This is a genomic window from Bradyrhizobium sp. B097 (assembly GCF_038957035.1).
Classification (GTDB): domain Bacteria; phylum Pseudomonadota; class Alphaproteobacteria; order Rhizobiales; family Xanthobacteraceae; genus Bradyrhizobium.
Map to the genome: position 1 here is coordinate 4,188,053 of NZ_CP152412.1, position 14,320 is coordinate 4,202,372.

Below are 14,320 nucleotides of genomic sequence, written 5' to 3' on the forward strand. Positions count from 1 at the left end.
ATGATTCTGACACTTTGACAAGGTATGCTGCGCGGGCCATGGCTCTCGCAACGTCGGGAATAATTGGCAACAGGATGTAGCAAAAGCGGTACATTATGCACTTTGTGCCACCTGGCAGGTGCCGGGGATTCCGGGATTTTACGGGAACGACTGCTCCTCTCGTCGTGCTATGCTCACGTCTCGCCTTGACCGAGATCAAGGCGTCAGCGGCTGGGCCGCCTATCCTGCAGCAGATTTCGTAAGACCCACTGAGCCCATTTTGAGAGTGGGGAGACGGCGATCGGTCTTTGCCTCTACTTCGTTTGGTTTGGCTAATCTTTGCACCGCCCGTCCGTAGGGCGGCATGACGCAAAGAAATACATCTCTGCTTCCGGTTGATCCACGCCTTCTTGCGGGGATCAGCCGATATTTGTATTTCATTCGAAGGGAGGAACTGCGATGAGCATTGCCCGATCCCTCGCTGCCGCATTTGCGCTTGCAATAGTTTTCTGGCGGCCGGCATTTCCGCAGCAGACACAACAAGGTGCACCACCACCTGGCTCACCTGCCGCGACCATCACCATTCCCGGTGACCAACTTCCGCCGCCTCCGCAAAAATTCGGCGGCAAGATCGAACGCGATGCCAGGGATTCAAAACCATACTGGCCGTCGCGCGTGGTGCCGCCCAAAGGAGCACCGAACGTCCTGCTGATCATCACTGACGATGCCGGCTATGGCGTCCCTAGCACATTCGGCGGCGTTATCCCGACGCCTGCGCTTGATCGCATCGCGCAGAGCGGCCTGCGCTACACGAATTTCCACTCGACCGCGTTGTGCTCGCCGACGCGCGCTGCGCTCATCACCGGGCGCAATCATCACTCGGTTGGCTACGGCGTCATCGCCGAACAGGCGACTGGCTATCCCGGCTACGACAGCATCATCACCAAGGACAAGGCCACGATCGGCCGGATTCTTTCTGATAACGGCTACCACACCGCCTGGTTCGGCAAGAACCACAACACGCCAGAATATCAGGCGAGCCAAGCCGGTCCGTTCGATCAATGGCCGACCGGGATGGGTTTCGAATATTTCTACGGATTCATGGGCGGCGACACCAATCAATGGGAGCCCGGTAATCTCGTCCGCAACACCACGCCGATTCATCCCTATGAGGGAAAGCCCGGCTGGAATCTTGTCACTGCTATGGCAGACGAAGCGATCGATTACGTGAATCGCATGAACGCGCTGTCGCCAGACACGCCGTTCTTCGTGAAATTCGCTCCTGGCGCGACCCATGCGCCACATCATCCGACGCCGGAGTGGGTCAAGAAAATCAGCGACCTGCATTTGTTCGACCAGGGTTGGAACAAGCTGCGCGACACCATCTTCGAAAATCAGAAGCGGCTGGGCGTCATTCCGCAGAACGCGAAGCTGACGGCGTGGCCCAAAGACCTGATCAAGGAATGGGATCAACTCAACGCCGACGAGAAGAAGCTGTTCATCCGTCAGGCCGAGGTATTTGCCGCCTACGCGGCGTATGCCGACAATGAGATCGGCCGGGTGATCCAGTCTATCCAGGACATGGGCAAGCTCGACAACACGTTGATCATCTATATCGAGGGCGACAACGGGACGAGCGCGGAAGGCCAGCCCAACGGCACGCCCAACGAAGTGGCGATGTTCAACCAGATCAACCCGTCGGTCGAGGATCAGCTCAAATATTTCTACGACGTCTGGGGCACCGATCGCACCTACAATCACATGTCGATCGGCTGGGCCTGGGCATTCGACACGCCGTTTTCCTGGACCAAGCAGATCGTCTCCCATTTCGGCGGCACGCGCCAGGGCATGGCAATCTCCTGGCCGGCGGTGATCAAGGACAAGGGTGGCGTGCGCACGCAGTTCCACCATGTCATCGACGTCGTGCCGACGATCCTCGAGGCCGCTCAGATCAAGCAGCCGGAAGTCGTCGACGGCATCAAGCAAAGCCCGATCGAGGGCGTCAGCATGTTGTACACGTTCGATGCAAAGAATGCGAACGCGCCATCCACGCATCCGACACAGTACTTCGAAATGTTCGCGGATCGTGCGCTCTACCACGATGGTTGGATCGCCAGCACGAAGGTCTTGCGACCGCCGTGGGTGACGATTGCGAAACTGCCGAGCCCGCAGGATTACCCATGGGAGCTTTATGATCTGCGAAACGACTGGACGCAGGCCGATGACGTCGCCGCCAAGTATCCGGACAAGCTGAAGGAGCTGCAGGCGCTGTTCTGGAAGGAGGCGGAAAAATATCAGGTGCTGCCGCTCGATTCGACGGTAGCCACGCGCATGATCACTCCGCGTCCCAGTCTGAGCGCTGGTCGCACAAGCTTCGCCTGGACGCGACCGATGACCGGGACGCCAAACGGCGACGCGCCCAGCCTGCTCAACTCGTCGTATGTTTTCAAAGCCGACGTCGATATTCCCAACGGCGGCGGCGAGGGCATGCTGGTCACGCAGGGCGGCCGTTTCGGAGGTTACGGCTTCTACGTTCTGAAGAACAAACCCGTCTTCCTGTGGAATCTCGTCGACCTGAAGCGGGTCCGTTGGGAGGGGCCGGAGCTCACGCCCGGCAAGCACCTGATCGAGTTTGACTTCAAGTATGACGGCCTCGGGGCGGCCACCATGGTATTCGGAAACTATAGCGGCATCGGACAGGGCGGCACAGGAACGCTCAAGGTCGATGGCAACGTGGTGGCCACCGAGAAGATGGAGCATTCGCTTCCCTTCATCCTGCAATGGGACGAGGCGTTCGACATCGGCTCCGACACCGGAACGCCGGTCGACGACAACGACTATCAGACGCCCTTCGTCTTCACCGGCAGGCTGAACAAGCTCACGCTGGACATCGATCGGCCCAAGTTGAGCCCGGACGACATCAAGCGGCTGCAGGAGGCGGCGCGTGCCGCGGGCGACGGTCCGTCGGCAGGCGAGGGACAGACGGCTTCGGCCACGCCACAGGTTGGCACGGTCGGCCTGAGCCTGGTCGAGAAGATCCAGTTGCGGATCGACAAGCGCGAGGGCTGTCGCAAGCAGGCCGAGGCGCAGGGGCTTGGCATGGTGGAGCGCATCAAGTTCGTCCAGCAATGCGTCCAGCAATGATGGACGCCGCGGGGCGGCCTCACGGGGCCGACGATACCGATGAGGCGATGATGCTGCACTGCATCGCGCTGGCGCGTTCTGCGCGCCAGCGCGGAGAGTTGCCGTACGCGGCCATCATAAGTCAGCGAGGTCAATTCGTATGCGGGTCGCCGAACATGGCGAGCACCGATCGGGATGTGACGCACCATGCCGAACTGGTCGCGATCTCGATGGCGCAGAAGGAGCTTGGCACCGTCAGTCTCCACGAATGCACGCTGTATTCGCTGGTCGAGCCTTGCCCGATGTGCGCCTACGCAGTGCGCGAGACGAGGATCAGACGCGTCGTGTACGGGCTGCGTTCTCCAGTAATGGGGGGGCACACGCGGTGGAACATTCTTGGCGACCACGCTCTCTCCATTCGCATGCCGGAGGTGTTCGCTGCTCCGCCCGAGATCGTCGCGGGCTATCTCCAGGAGGAGGCAGTCGCTGCAATTCGCAACTGGAATTCGGCGTTCTGGTGGATCATCAAGGGGCGCGGAATCCTGACCACAACGCCGGCCGACCCGGACGGCCGGCACATGAACGGCGCTGCACATTCCGAAATGGGATTTCGGCTCCGCATGGCGGCAATATTCCGCCCGGCCATCGATCGCATCTGGCGCAGTTAGATGGACTAGCAGAAATGAGTGACTTGCTGCCGCTGACACCGTCGATCGAACAGTTGTCCCGCATTATCGGCAGTGTCGCAGCGCCGGCATTTCTGCTGGGCGCGGTAGCAGCGTTCATTTCGGTGCTGATCTCGCGGATGAACCGCGTGATCGATCGCTCACAATTCCTTCACGGTATCATCGACGATGAGACGAAGGCGTACCTCAAGGAAGACATCCCCCGTCTCAAGCGCCGCGCCGCACTGCTCAACCAGGCGGTCTTCTACTCCACCGTGTGCGCCATCATCACATCCGCTCTGATCATCGTCGCGTTCGTGAGCGCCATGTTGCACCTGGCGCATGAGTACGGCGTTGCCATTCTGTTCATTGCCGCACTGATATTCTTCGTCCTTTCGCTGATCAACCTCGCTCGCGAGACGCGAATTGCCCTTCACGACTCTGATCATCACATTTAGGACGCACATCACCACCGGAGGACATGACATGCACCCGGCAATCCTCGCAGGCATTCTTGGAGCACAACTACTGACACCGGTTTCCGACCGCGTCCCCAAACTCGACGTGGAGGCTACCTGCAAAGCCACGGTAGAAGCCGACAAGGCGATGGGTTTGGCTTTGCCGCAAAGCTTCGACAAGTGCATGAGCGATGAGAACTCAGCGCTGCAACAGTTAGGGCCGATCTGGTCTTCATATTCGGCTTCGATCCAGGCGGGCTGCGAAGGCGAAGCCGGCGCCGGCGGAAGTCCAAGCTATGTCGATCTGCTGACTTGCCTTCAGATGAACGATACCGCTCGTACAACTCCGGTGACAACGCTAAAGGGAGCCAGCAGGAGGAAGCCTCCAAACTGATCGCGAGCTGGATGGCCCCTTACGGAGGGAATGCGAATGAACTCCATTGGATTGCCAATCTGGCTTCGCGCCGTCTTGGTCAATCAGTGGATCTGTCGGAGTGACGGGCATGATGTCGATCAAACTTCCGCTGTGGCTTCGCCTTATTTCGCTCGTGGGTATTGCCGTTCTCGCGATAGGCGCGGGTCTCCTTGGTTATCGATACTACACCCGTCCGGTAACCCTGACCGTCGCGGCGGGCTCAGTTGACGGTGAGGCCGTCAAGGCAATGTCCACTATCGCAAGCCGGCTCGTTTCGACGAACGCTGCGGTGCGCCTGAAGGTGATCGACACCGGCACGACACTCGACGCCGCCAAGGCCTTTTCGGAAGGTAGCGTCGATCTCGCAGTTGTGCGCGGCGACGTCGGTGACTTGTCACAGGCGCAGGCCGTCGTCGTTGTAAGCCACATGGTCTTGCTGATCATCGCGCCGCCGGGCTCGACAATCGACAGCATGGACAAATTGAAAGGCCGCCGTATTGGCGTGGTCGCGGGCGCGGCGAATGCCCGGATCGTCGATGTCCTGAGCAAGGAATATGGTCTGGATCGCGCGAAGACGTTCAAGGATATCGACTTGCCGGATGCGCGGCGCGCGATTCAATCCAAAGAGGTTGCTGCACTGCTCGTGGTGATCCCTTTAGCCGAAAAATATTTGTCGCTCGTACGCAGTTTCTTCCAGCAGGGCCCAAAGGCTTTGCCAGTGCTGATTGCCATCGAGTCCGCTGGCGCAATTGCGCAGGCCGATCGAGCCTATGAAAGTTTCGACGTGCCGAAGGGGACGCTACGCGGAGCCCCGCCGGTTCCAGACGACGATCTCACGACTCTCAGGACTTCACTCTATTTGGTCGCGAGAAAGAAGCTTGGCTCCGATTTGATTGCCACTCTGACGCAAACGATCATGAGTGTGCGTCGGGACCTTTTGACCGAACAGCCTATCTTTGCGCAAATCGCCGCCCCCAGCACCGACCCGGATGCCTACCTTGCGGTCCATCCCGGGGCGGCAGCCTTTTACAACGGCACCCAGCAGAGCTTTATGGATGAATACGGCAACTGGATCTACCTGACGCCAATGATTTTGGGTGGCATGGCATCCGTTCTGGCGGCGGCGTGGAAGTTTTTGGGGATCGGGCAGCCGGAGACGGTGCAAGGGCCCCTGGATTCTCTCTACGCTCTGGCGCGACGGATCCGGAAAGTCGATACGGAGGCCGAGCTGTCGGATATCGAAGATGAGATTGACGGCATTCTCAGAGAGCAACGCAGCAGGGCTGCAAGGGGAGACGAGACCGCGGTGGATGAGGCCACATTGAATGTAGCAGCCCATCGGTTGGAGAACTTGATCCACGATCGTCGGACACTGCTCGCAACGAGACCTGCAATTCACACTGCGGCCTAGACGCAAGGGGGAGCCGGAGCCCGGAGAAGGGAGAGCTGAGAGACCTGAAAACGACTGAAGGCGTGAACTGGCGATGGAAGGTAGATGTGGCAAAGGGATCTCATAGAAAATCGCACCGCAAGCGCGGCCGACGGCCCCAGGATCCGCCTCAGCCAACTCCCGACCCAGATACAAAGACGGGCTGGTTGCCCGGCCTCAGGAAGACAATCTTTGGAATTCTTGCAGCTGCGGGCATCGCAATCACCGGCGGCGCGTCGTGGTGGTACCTGTCGGGCAAAAGCCACCCGTCGGACAATCCATCAGGGTCGCAGAGCACATCATTGCGCTTTGTCGGCAGCCAAACCTGCAGCGGCTGCCACCAGGCCGAGGCCGACCTCTGGAAGAATTCGCAGCACCGGCACGCCATGGATCACGCTACGGATGCGTCGGTCCGCGGCGACTTCAACGACGCTGCATTCGAATATGCAGGCACGCGCTCGCGCTTCTTCCGAAAGGACCAGAAGTTTCTGGTCGAGACGGACGGACCGGATGGGCAGCTCGCGACCTTCGAGGTGAAGTACACGTTCGGCGTCGATCCGCTACAGCAATATCTGGTCGAATTTTCCGACGGCCGCGTTCAGGCGCTGTCGATCGCGTGGGACAGCCGGCCGAAAGAGCAGGGCGGCCAACGCTGGTTTCATCTCTACCCCGATGCTGCTGTCACCAGCAGCGATCCGTTGCACTGGACCAAGCCGAACCAGAATTGGAATTTCATGTGCGCCGAGTGTCATTCGACCGACGTGCGCAAGAACTACGACGCCGCCAAAGACCGGTTCGCGACGACTTTCTCCGAGATTGGCGTCGGGTGCGAAGCTTGCCATGGCGCTGGCTCGCGACATGTCGCATGGGCACACCGAAAGACCGCAGCACCCGACAGCGACAATGGTCTTCTCGTCAGATTCGACGAACGCACCGGCATGACTTGGTCAGTCGAGGACGGAACATTCACTCCGAAGCGCATCCCGTCCGCGCCTGCGTTGCGCAAGGAAGTGGAGACCTGCGGGCGCTGCCATGCGCGCCGCGGGCAGCTTTCCGAGGACTGGATGCCGGGCAAGTCGCTCTCGGAGACCCATCGGGTATCCCTGATCGATCAGCAACTCTTTCATGCCGATGGCCAGATGCGGGACGACGAAGAGACGTACAACTACGTTCCATTCAAGGAGAGCAGGATGTTCGCCAAAGGCGTGACCTGCAGCGACTGCCACGATCCGCACAGTGCGATGCTGAAGGCACCGGGTGAGGCCGTGTGTGGACAATGCCATGTGGCGAGCAAATATGAATCGGACGCCCACCGGCAACACGCCAATGTTACTCCGCCGCCGAGCTGCGCCTCCTGCCATATGCCGGAGCGGCGCTACATGGTCGTCGACCGCCGCCACGATCACAGCCTCCGGATCCCTCGCCCTGATCTGTCCGTACAGTTTGGCACCCCGAATGCCTGCAACGATTGTCACCGTGACAAGTCTGCCGTCTGGGCGGCACAACAGATCGAAGCATCGTTCGGCTCGAAGCGGCATGGCTATCAGGCCTACGCGCCGGCGTTTCATGCCGCGTGGGGCGAAGCAATCGACGCGCAGGCCCTGCTCGCGGCCCTCGCCCAGGCCATTGATGTCCCGGCATTGGTTCGCGCGAGCGCGCTGGCTGAGCTTCCGAGGCCCGACCTTGATCTCATCCGTCGCGGACTTTCCGATCCCGATCCGCTCGTGCGCCTGGGAGCGCTTGACGCCCTGGAAGGCATTCCAGCCGATCAGCTATGGGCGCTAGCTTATCCGCCATTGACCGACCCTGTGCGCGGCGTGCGGATCCGAGCCGCGGAGGTTCTCGCCTCGTTCCAGCCGCCCGCCGATAACGACGCCTTTTCACGTGCGGCCGCGGAATTCGTGGCTGCGCAAAAGCTGAACGCCGACAGACCGGACGCGCGCACGACGCTCGGCAATTTCTACGCGCGGCAGGGCAATGCGGCCGAGGCGGAAACGGAATATCGAGCCGCGATCCGCCTCGATCCCATGTTCTCCGCGGCAACCATCAATCTGTCTGACCTTTACCGGCAGCTTGGACGGGACAGCGAGGGCGACCGGGTCCTTCGCGAGGCTTTGTCGAGATCGGAACAGGACGCCTCTCTCCATCACGCACTGGGTCTGGTCCTCGTGCGGCAAAAGCGACTAGAGGCGGGGCTCGATGAATTGCGTCGCGCGGCAATGCTGGATGATGGTCAGCCGCGCTATGCGTATGTCTATGCGGTCGGGCTCAAGTCCGCAGGTCGCCGCGACGAGGCGCTTGCTGTCCTCAAAGCGAACTTGCACAGGCATCCCAACGACCGCGACAGTCTCTCGGCCGCGATCGCGTTCAGCCGAGAAAACGGAGATTCGGCGGCAGCATTAGAATATGCCGAACGGCTCGCGCGCCTCATGCCAGGAAATCGCGCGCTCACAGAGCTCATCAAGCAACTCAAACAGTAGGTATCGCGGCGGCCTTGGATGTCAATCACCGTCACTTCGCGCTGAGCAGTCATTCTAGTCTTATGGGCCAGTTTGTGGGGTGGCTTATCATCCCCCAAAATATTCTTTTACAATCAAATACCTGGGTTAAATATTGGCGGAGACGGAGGGATTCGAACCCTCGATAGGCCTTTACAAGCCTATAACGGTTTAGCAAACCGCCGCCTTCAGCCACTCGGCCACGTCTCCAATGGCGCCGATATGCCCGAGAGGGCGCTAGGCCGCAAGCGGCAGATTCAGTTTGCGGCAAGGTGATTTGGTGGCAGCTCCGCCGCCGGCGGCCCGGGAGCGGGCACTGAGCCTTTATACTGCGCGCCGATTCCGGTGCGATGGCTCGGGTGAATTCAGGAAAATCAAGCTATAACAATAAGTTAGATCAAGGGCAGCGCGGAGCTGACCGTGGCCCCTCGCAAGGCTGTTGAAAACCGGCCGTGCCGGCTCATTCCACGCTGGCGCCGCGGCGCAGGTCGGCGTCGATCTGCAATCTGGTGCCGCCGCCGAAGCGGGCGCGGTAGACCTGCAGGTTCTCCATGATCCGCTGGACGTAGTTCCGCGTCTCCGAGAACGGAATCAGCTCGACCCAATCAACCGCGTCGACCTTGGGATCGCGCGGGTCGCCATAGCGCTCGATCCACTTCTTCACGCTGCCGCGGCCGGCATTGTAGGCGGCGAAGGTCAGGATGTAGGAGCCACGATAGTCCTCGAGCAGGCCGCCGAGCTCGGCGGCGCCGAGCATCGCGTTGTAGACCGGATCGGTCTTCATCCGGTTGAGATCGAAGCCGATGCCGGCGCGCTTGCAGACGTAACGTCCGGCGTCCGGCGTCACCTGCATCAGGCCGTAGGCCTGGGCCGGCGACACCACCGCCGGATTGAACGCGCTTTCCTGGCGCGCAATCGCATAGACCACGCTCTGCTCGACCTCCGGTCCGACCTGGCGGAACGATGGAATGCCGTTCACCGGGTAGGCGTAGTGGTCGAACGGCAATCCGCGATTGAGCGCGGCCTTGCCCATCAGCAGCATGCCGCGGGCATCGCTATGGCGCGCGGTGAGCTCGCCGAGGCCCGCCAGCGCTTCCGGATCGCCATTGTCGCCCATATCGCCGAAGATCGGAATCGCGAGCTCGCGCGCGTCGATTTCGTAGAGCAGCCCGACCGCGCGCACGATCTCCAGGCGGTCGGCGCCGCGGCCGCGCGGTGCGCTGTTCAATTCGATCTGCGGCAGGCCGAGCTTGGCGCGCGCGAGCTGGCCGTAATAGCTGGTCGACTGCTCGGCTGCGCGTGCGTAGGCGGCGCGCGCCTCCTGGCCGCGGCCGGCGGCTTCGGCGGCGCGGCCTTGCCAATAACCGGCACGCGCCAGCGCGGTCGGGTTGGCGCTGCCGACGCCGATCCGCGCGAAATGCTGGGCGGCGAGGGCGGGGTCGTTGAGAAAGCGCAGCGCGATCCAGCCCGAGGTGAATTCCTGCTCGGTCTTGTAGATGTCGCGGGCGGGCAGCGCCGCGTCGCGCGCGATCAGATAGGCGGTGCGAAACTCGTTGACGTCGATCATCTTGCGCGCCAGCAGGCGGCGCTCGACCCACCATTCGTCGACGTTGAAGAGCCGCGCGGCGTCCTTCGGTGCGCTCAGCATCAGCTGCGCGGCTTCGGTGAACTTCTCCTCGCGGCGGAGCAGCTGGATCTTGGCGAACAAATAGCCGGTGTCGCCGGAGAGTTCGCGCGGCACCTCTTCGAGCATCGCGCGCAGGTTCGAGCCCTTGCGGTTGGCCGCGATGCGCGCCTTGGCGAGCGCCAGATAACCGGAGCCGAGACGCCTGGCCGCGCGGATGCCGGCGGCCTCGTTGTCGGTGCCGTAGAGCATGGTGTCCATGCGCGCCTTGTGGTCGCCTGCGGTCAGGAACGAGCCGAACAGATCGAGCGCGGTGGTTTCGGTGTCCTCGCTCATCGGATCGCTGCGCCAGGCCTCGCGCACCAGGCGCTCGGCATTGCCGCGGTCGCCGCGTCCGATCATCACCTTGGCGAGCGCGAGCCGGCCCTTGGCCGAGACCGGCGATTCATTCTGGAACCAGGCCCACACCGCGGAATCGTCGCGATGATCGTCCCATAGCGATGCCTCGATGCGGCGGCGAAGGAAGATCTGCGAGGGCCAGCTCGGATTGGCGTCGAGGAAGGCGCGGTAGCGCTCGACCGAGGCGCCATTGTCCTCGCTGCGCAGGATCAGCCATTCGGCAAGCTTGCGCGCAACCGGATCGGAGATCGAGGCCTCGGCCTCGGTGGCGTCCGCCGGCTTGCGCTTGCGCAGCAGCTCGACGACGCTCGCGAGCGCCTCCTTGTCGGACTGCGACGTCGACGACGTCGCGGCCACGGCCGCGGGCAGCACCGGCTTGCGCGCGATCGGCGCGGCATGCTGGCGGGTCGCCGGAACCAGCGCGGGGGCGGCGGCGCGGACGGGCGCCGGCTTGTTCGGCAGACTTCCTGTCGCTGCCGGAGCAGCGGGCTTCGACGCAGTGGTCTTTGCAGAAGTGGTCTTGGACGTGCTGCTCTTTGACGCGGCGCTCTTCGAAGCGTCGGTTTTGGAAGGCGCGGCCTTGGCGCTGTCGGTCTTGGCCGCGCCGGACTTCGAAGAGGTCGTCTTGGCTGCGTCCGTCTTAGCAGCGCTGGTCTTGGTTTCGCTGTTCTTGGTCGCGGTTGGCTTTGAAGAATGCGGCTTCGAAGTGCTGGTCTTGGAAGCTTCGGTCTTGGAAGCCGCAGTCTTCGAAGTCGCGTTCTTCGGGGTCGCCGTCTTGGCGGCTGTGTCTTGGGCAGCCGGCTTCGCGGCCGGAGCATCCTCGGCGGCCCATGCATCGGCCGTGATGGCGGCAAGGCCAACAACGAGCGCCAGGCTCGTCGCCAGCGCCGTCGATCGCAATGTGCCTGCGCGGGCGGAACGGATCACAGAAGTCCTCTGCGGCCCCGAATCATCTGGTCGGTTGGGCCATGGGTTCTTATTTGATTGAAAACGTAGACAAAATACTAAGAAGCCTGCCGGTGCGGCTGTTTGCGCCAGCACAACGGCAAAATCGCGGCTGGAACCGGCTGGGAATAGGTTCGGTACGGCCCTTTCGCCTGCCGGTCAGACCCGATATGAATTGCCTTTCATGGCGTTTCGCTTCAACCGGGTGCCGGTTGCACGGACGTGAAGCACGACAATAACAAGGGTCCGTCGACCTAGCCTTTAGCCTGAAGCGTTTGGAGGAAGTCCATGGCAGCCAAGACAAAATTCCGGGGATCATTCACTGCCTTGGTGACGCCCTTCAAAAACGGCGCGGTGGATGAGGCGGCGTTCCGCGGCCTCGTGAACTGGCAGATCGCCGAGGGCACGCACGGCCTGGTGCCGGTCGGCACCACGGGCGAGAGCCCGACGCTGAGCCATGACGAGCACAAGCGCGTGGTGGAGTGGTGCATCGAGGAGGCCAAGGGCCGGGTCCCCGTGATCGCCGGCGCCGGCTCGAATTCGACCAAGGAGGCGATCGAGCTCGCCGAGCACGCGGAGAAGGCCGGAGCCAATGCGGTGCTGGTCGTGACGCCGTACTACAACAAGCCGACCCAGGAAGGCATGTACCAGCACTTCAAGGCGATCAACGATGCGATCGGCATTCCGATCATCATCTACAACATCCCGCCGCGCTCGGTGATCGACATGTCCGTGGACACCATGACGCGGCTGTTCGAGCTGAAGAACATCGCCGGCGTCAAGGACGCGACCGCGAGCATGGTGCGGGTGTCGCAGCAGCGCGCCGCGATGGGCGAGGACTTCAATCAACTGTCGGGCGAGGACGCGACTATCATCGGCTACATGGCGCATGGCGGCCATGGCTGCATCTCGGTGACCTCGAACGTCGCGCCGCGGCTGTGCTCGGAGTTTCAGATCGCCTGGCAGAAGGGCGATGTCACCACCGCGCTGAAGATCCACGACAAGCTGATGCCGCTGCACACCAACCTGTTCATCGAGAGCAATCCGGCGCCGGTGAAGTATGCGATGTCGCTGCTCGGCAAGCTGGACGAGAAGCTGCGCCTGCCGATGGTGCCGGTCTCTGAATCGACCCGCCAGGCCGTCCGCAGCGCCATGGTGCATGCCGGCCTGATCAACTGAGCCAGGCCGCAACCGCCGTGAACAATGCCGTGCGCAATGTCGAAGAGAAGGGGATGGGCATGCTGAAGGAATTCCGCGAATTCGCCATGAAGGGCAATGTCGTCGACCTCGCCGTCGGCGTCATCATCGGCGCAGCCTTCGGCGCGATCGTCACTTCGCTGGTCGGCGACATCATCATGCCGATCATCGGCGCGATCACGGGCGGACTCGATTTCTCCAACTATTTTACCGGGCTTTCCAAGGCCGTCACGGCGACCAACCTGGCCGACGCCAAGAAGCAGGGCGCGGTGCTGGCCTGGGGCAACTTCCTGACGTTGACGCTGAACTTCCTGATCATCGCCTTCGTGCTGTTCATGGTCATCCGCGCCATGAACCAGTTCAAGCGCAAGGACGAGGCCAAGTCCGCCGAGCCGCCGAAGCCGTCCGACGAGGTCGTGCTGCTGACGGAAATCCGCGACCTCCTCAAGAAGGGCTAACGTGGCCGACAAGAACGAACGTCCGATCAAGGTTGTCGCTGAAAACCGAAAGGCCCGCTTCAACTACGCCATCGAGGATACCGTCGAGGCCGGCATTTCGCTGACCGGCACCGAGGTGAAGTCGATCCGCAGCGGCAAGAGCACGATCGCGGAATCCTATGCGGATTCGAAGAACGGCGAGATCTGGCTGATCAACGCCAATATCCCGGAATATCTGCAGGCCAACCGCTTCAACCACGAGCCGAAGCGGCCGCGAAAACTCTTGCTGCATCGCAAGCAGATCAACAAGCTGCTTGGCGCCGTCGACCGCGAAGGCATGACGCTCATTCCGCTGAAGCTGTACTTCAACGAGCGCGGCCGTGCCAAACTGCTGCTCGCTGTCGCCAAGGGCAAGAAGCTGCACGACAAGCGCGAGACCGAGAAGAAGCGCGACTGGGGCCGCGAAAAGGGCCGCCTGATGCGGGCGCGGGGCTAGGGCGTTCCGAGTGCCGTCCCTGCGACGACGGCGGATGGAGATTGGTCCGATGAACCAGAGCAGCCTCACCGACGTCGACTGGAGCAGGATCCCGGCCCCCAGGGACGATGGCGGCGCTGCGCATTTGACCGGCATGACGATCCCGCCGATCAGGCTGCGCGCCACCGACGACACCTCGGTGGCGCTGTCGGCGCTCGAGGGCCGCACCGTGGTGTTCGCCTATCCGCGAACCGGCGAGCCCGGCAAGATCGGGCTGGTCGACGATTGGGACATGATCCCGGGGGCCCGCGGCTGCACGCCGCAGACCTGCGCCTTCCGCGACCTGTTCGCCGACCTGAAGGCGGCCGGTGCCGCCCAGGTGTTCGGGCTGTCGACGCAGAGCAATGCCTACCAGACCGAGATGGCGTCGCGCCTGCATCTGCCGTTCCCGGTGCTGTCGGACGAAGCGCTGGAACTGACGCACGCGCTGAGATTGCCGACGATGTCGGTGGCGGGCCTGACGCTGATCAAGCGGCTTGCGCTCATCATCGACGATGCGCGCATCACGCAGGTGTTCTATCCGGTGTTCCCGCCTGACCGGAATGCCGGCGACGTGCTGGAATGGCTGCAGGCCAATCCGCGGAAAGATGAGAGCGCTTCCAAATAAAGTGGATAC

12 protein-coding genes and 1 tRNA gene are annotated in these 14,320 nt (G+C 62.1%); 11 read left to right on the forward strand and 2 right to left on the reverse strand.

The features are described from left to right. The first annotated feature begins 438 nt into the window (after positions 1-438). The 6 genes from AAFG07_RS19680 to AAFG07_RS19705 all read left to right on the forward strand — a co-directional run bounded on the left by AAFG07_RS19680 (position 439) and on the right by AAFG07_RS19705 (position 8,549). Positions 439-3,123, forward strand: a complete 2,685-nt coding sequence (locus AAFG07_RS19680) for an arylsulfatase (RefSeq protein WP_342728693.1) — start codon at positions 439-441, stop codon at positions 3,121-3,123. Further along, positions 3,120-3,770, forward strand: coding sequence for a nucleoside deaminase (locus tag AAFG07_RS19685; RefSeq protein WP_342728694.1), 651 nt, complete (start codon positions 3,120-3,122; stop codon positions 3,768-3,770). Before AAFG07_RS19680 ends, AAFG07_RS19685 begins: the two co-directional genes overlap by 4 nt. Positions 3,771-3,784: 14 nt before the next feature. Next, complete coding sequence (locus AAFG07_RS19690; protein WP_342728695.1) at positions 3,785-4,225, forward strand: DUF2721 domain-containing protein; 441 nt, start codon at positions 3,785-3,787, stop codon at positions 4,223-4,225. Positions 4,226-4,253: 28 nt separating this feature from the next. Then, positions 4,254-4,619 carry a hypothetical protein gene (locus AAFG07_RS19695; protein ID WP_342728696.1) on the forward strand — a complete coding sequence of 122 codons (366 nt, stop codon included), beginning with the start codon at positions 4,254-4,256 and terminating at the stop codon, positions 4,617-4,619. A 109-nt stretch (positions 4,620-4,728) separates the two neighbouring features. Then, the gene (locus tag AAFG07_RS19700) at positions 4,729-6,051 is read left to right on the forward strand and encodes a TAXI family TRAP transporter solute-binding subunit (RefSeq protein WP_342728697.1); all 1,323 of its coding nucleotides are present in this window, start codon (positions 4,729-4,731) and stop codon (positions 6,049-6,051) included. 185 nt (positions 6,052-6,236) lie between these two features. Next, positions 6,237-8,549, forward strand: a complete 2,313-nt coding sequence (locus AAFG07_RS19705; RefSeq protein WP_342728698.1) for a cytochrome c3 family protein — start codon at positions 6,237-6,239, stop codon at positions 8,547-8,549. 134 nt (positions 8,550-8,683) lie between these two features. On the opposite strand, the gene AAFG07_RS19710 is transcribed toward AAFG07_RS19705, so the two are convergent. Together AAFG07_RS19710 and AAFG07_RS19715 are read right to left on the reverse strand one after the other, a co-directional pair. Continuing rightward, positions 8,684-8,777: transfer RNA gene (locus tag AAFG07_RS19710), tRNA-Ser, on the reverse strand. Between the two features lie 250 nt (positions 8,778-9,027). Continuing rightward, on the reverse strand, positions 9,028-10,947 hold the full coding sequence (locus tag AAFG07_RS19715) for a lytic transglycosylase domain-containing protein (RefSeq protein WP_342728699.1): 1,920 nt from the start codon (positions 10,945-10,947) through the stop codon (positions 9,028-9,030). Here AAFG07_RS19715 and AAFG07_RS19720 point away from each other — a divergent pair. The 5 genes from AAFG07_RS19720 to AAFG07_RS19740 all read left to right on the forward strand — a co-directional run bounded on the left by AAFG07_RS19720 (position 10,913) and on the right by AAFG07_RS19740 (position 14,311). Continuing rightward, the gene (locus AAFG07_RS19720) at positions 10,913-11,578 is read left to right on the forward strand and encodes a hypothetical protein (protein ID WP_342728700.1); all 666 of its coding nucleotides are present in this window, start codon (positions 10,913-10,915) and stop codon (positions 11,576-11,578) included. The genes AAFG07_RS19715 and AAFG07_RS19720 overlap by 35 nt on opposite strands. A 245-nt stretch (positions 11,579-11,823) precedes the next feature. Continuing rightward, on the forward strand, positions 11,824-12,714 hold the full coding sequence (dapA, locus tag AAFG07_RS19725) for a 4-hydroxy-tetrahydrodipicolinate synthase (RefSeq protein WP_298369064.1): 891 nt from the start codon (positions 11,824-11,826) through the stop codon (positions 12,712-12,714). Between the two features lie 59 nt (positions 12,715-12,773). Continuing rightward, on the forward strand, positions 12,774-13,190 hold the full coding sequence (gene mscL, locus AAFG07_RS19730) for a large conductance mechanosensitive channel protein MscL (protein ID WP_212318795.1): 417 nt from the start codon (positions 12,774-12,776) through the stop codon (positions 13,188-13,190). Between the two features lies 1 nt (position 13,191). Then, on the forward strand, positions 13,192-13,665 hold the full coding sequence (gene smpB / locus AAFG07_RS19735; protein WP_173642523.1) for an SsrA-binding protein SmpB: 474 nt from the start codon (positions 13,192-13,194) through the stop codon (positions 13,663-13,665). A gap of 49 nt (positions 13,666-13,714) precedes the next feature. Next, complete coding sequence (locus AAFG07_RS19740) at positions 13,715-14,311, forward strand: peroxiredoxin (RefSeq protein ID WP_342728701.1); 597 nt, start codon at positions 13,715-13,717, stop codon at positions 14,309-14,311. Positions 14,312-14,320 lie beyond the last annotated feature (9 nt).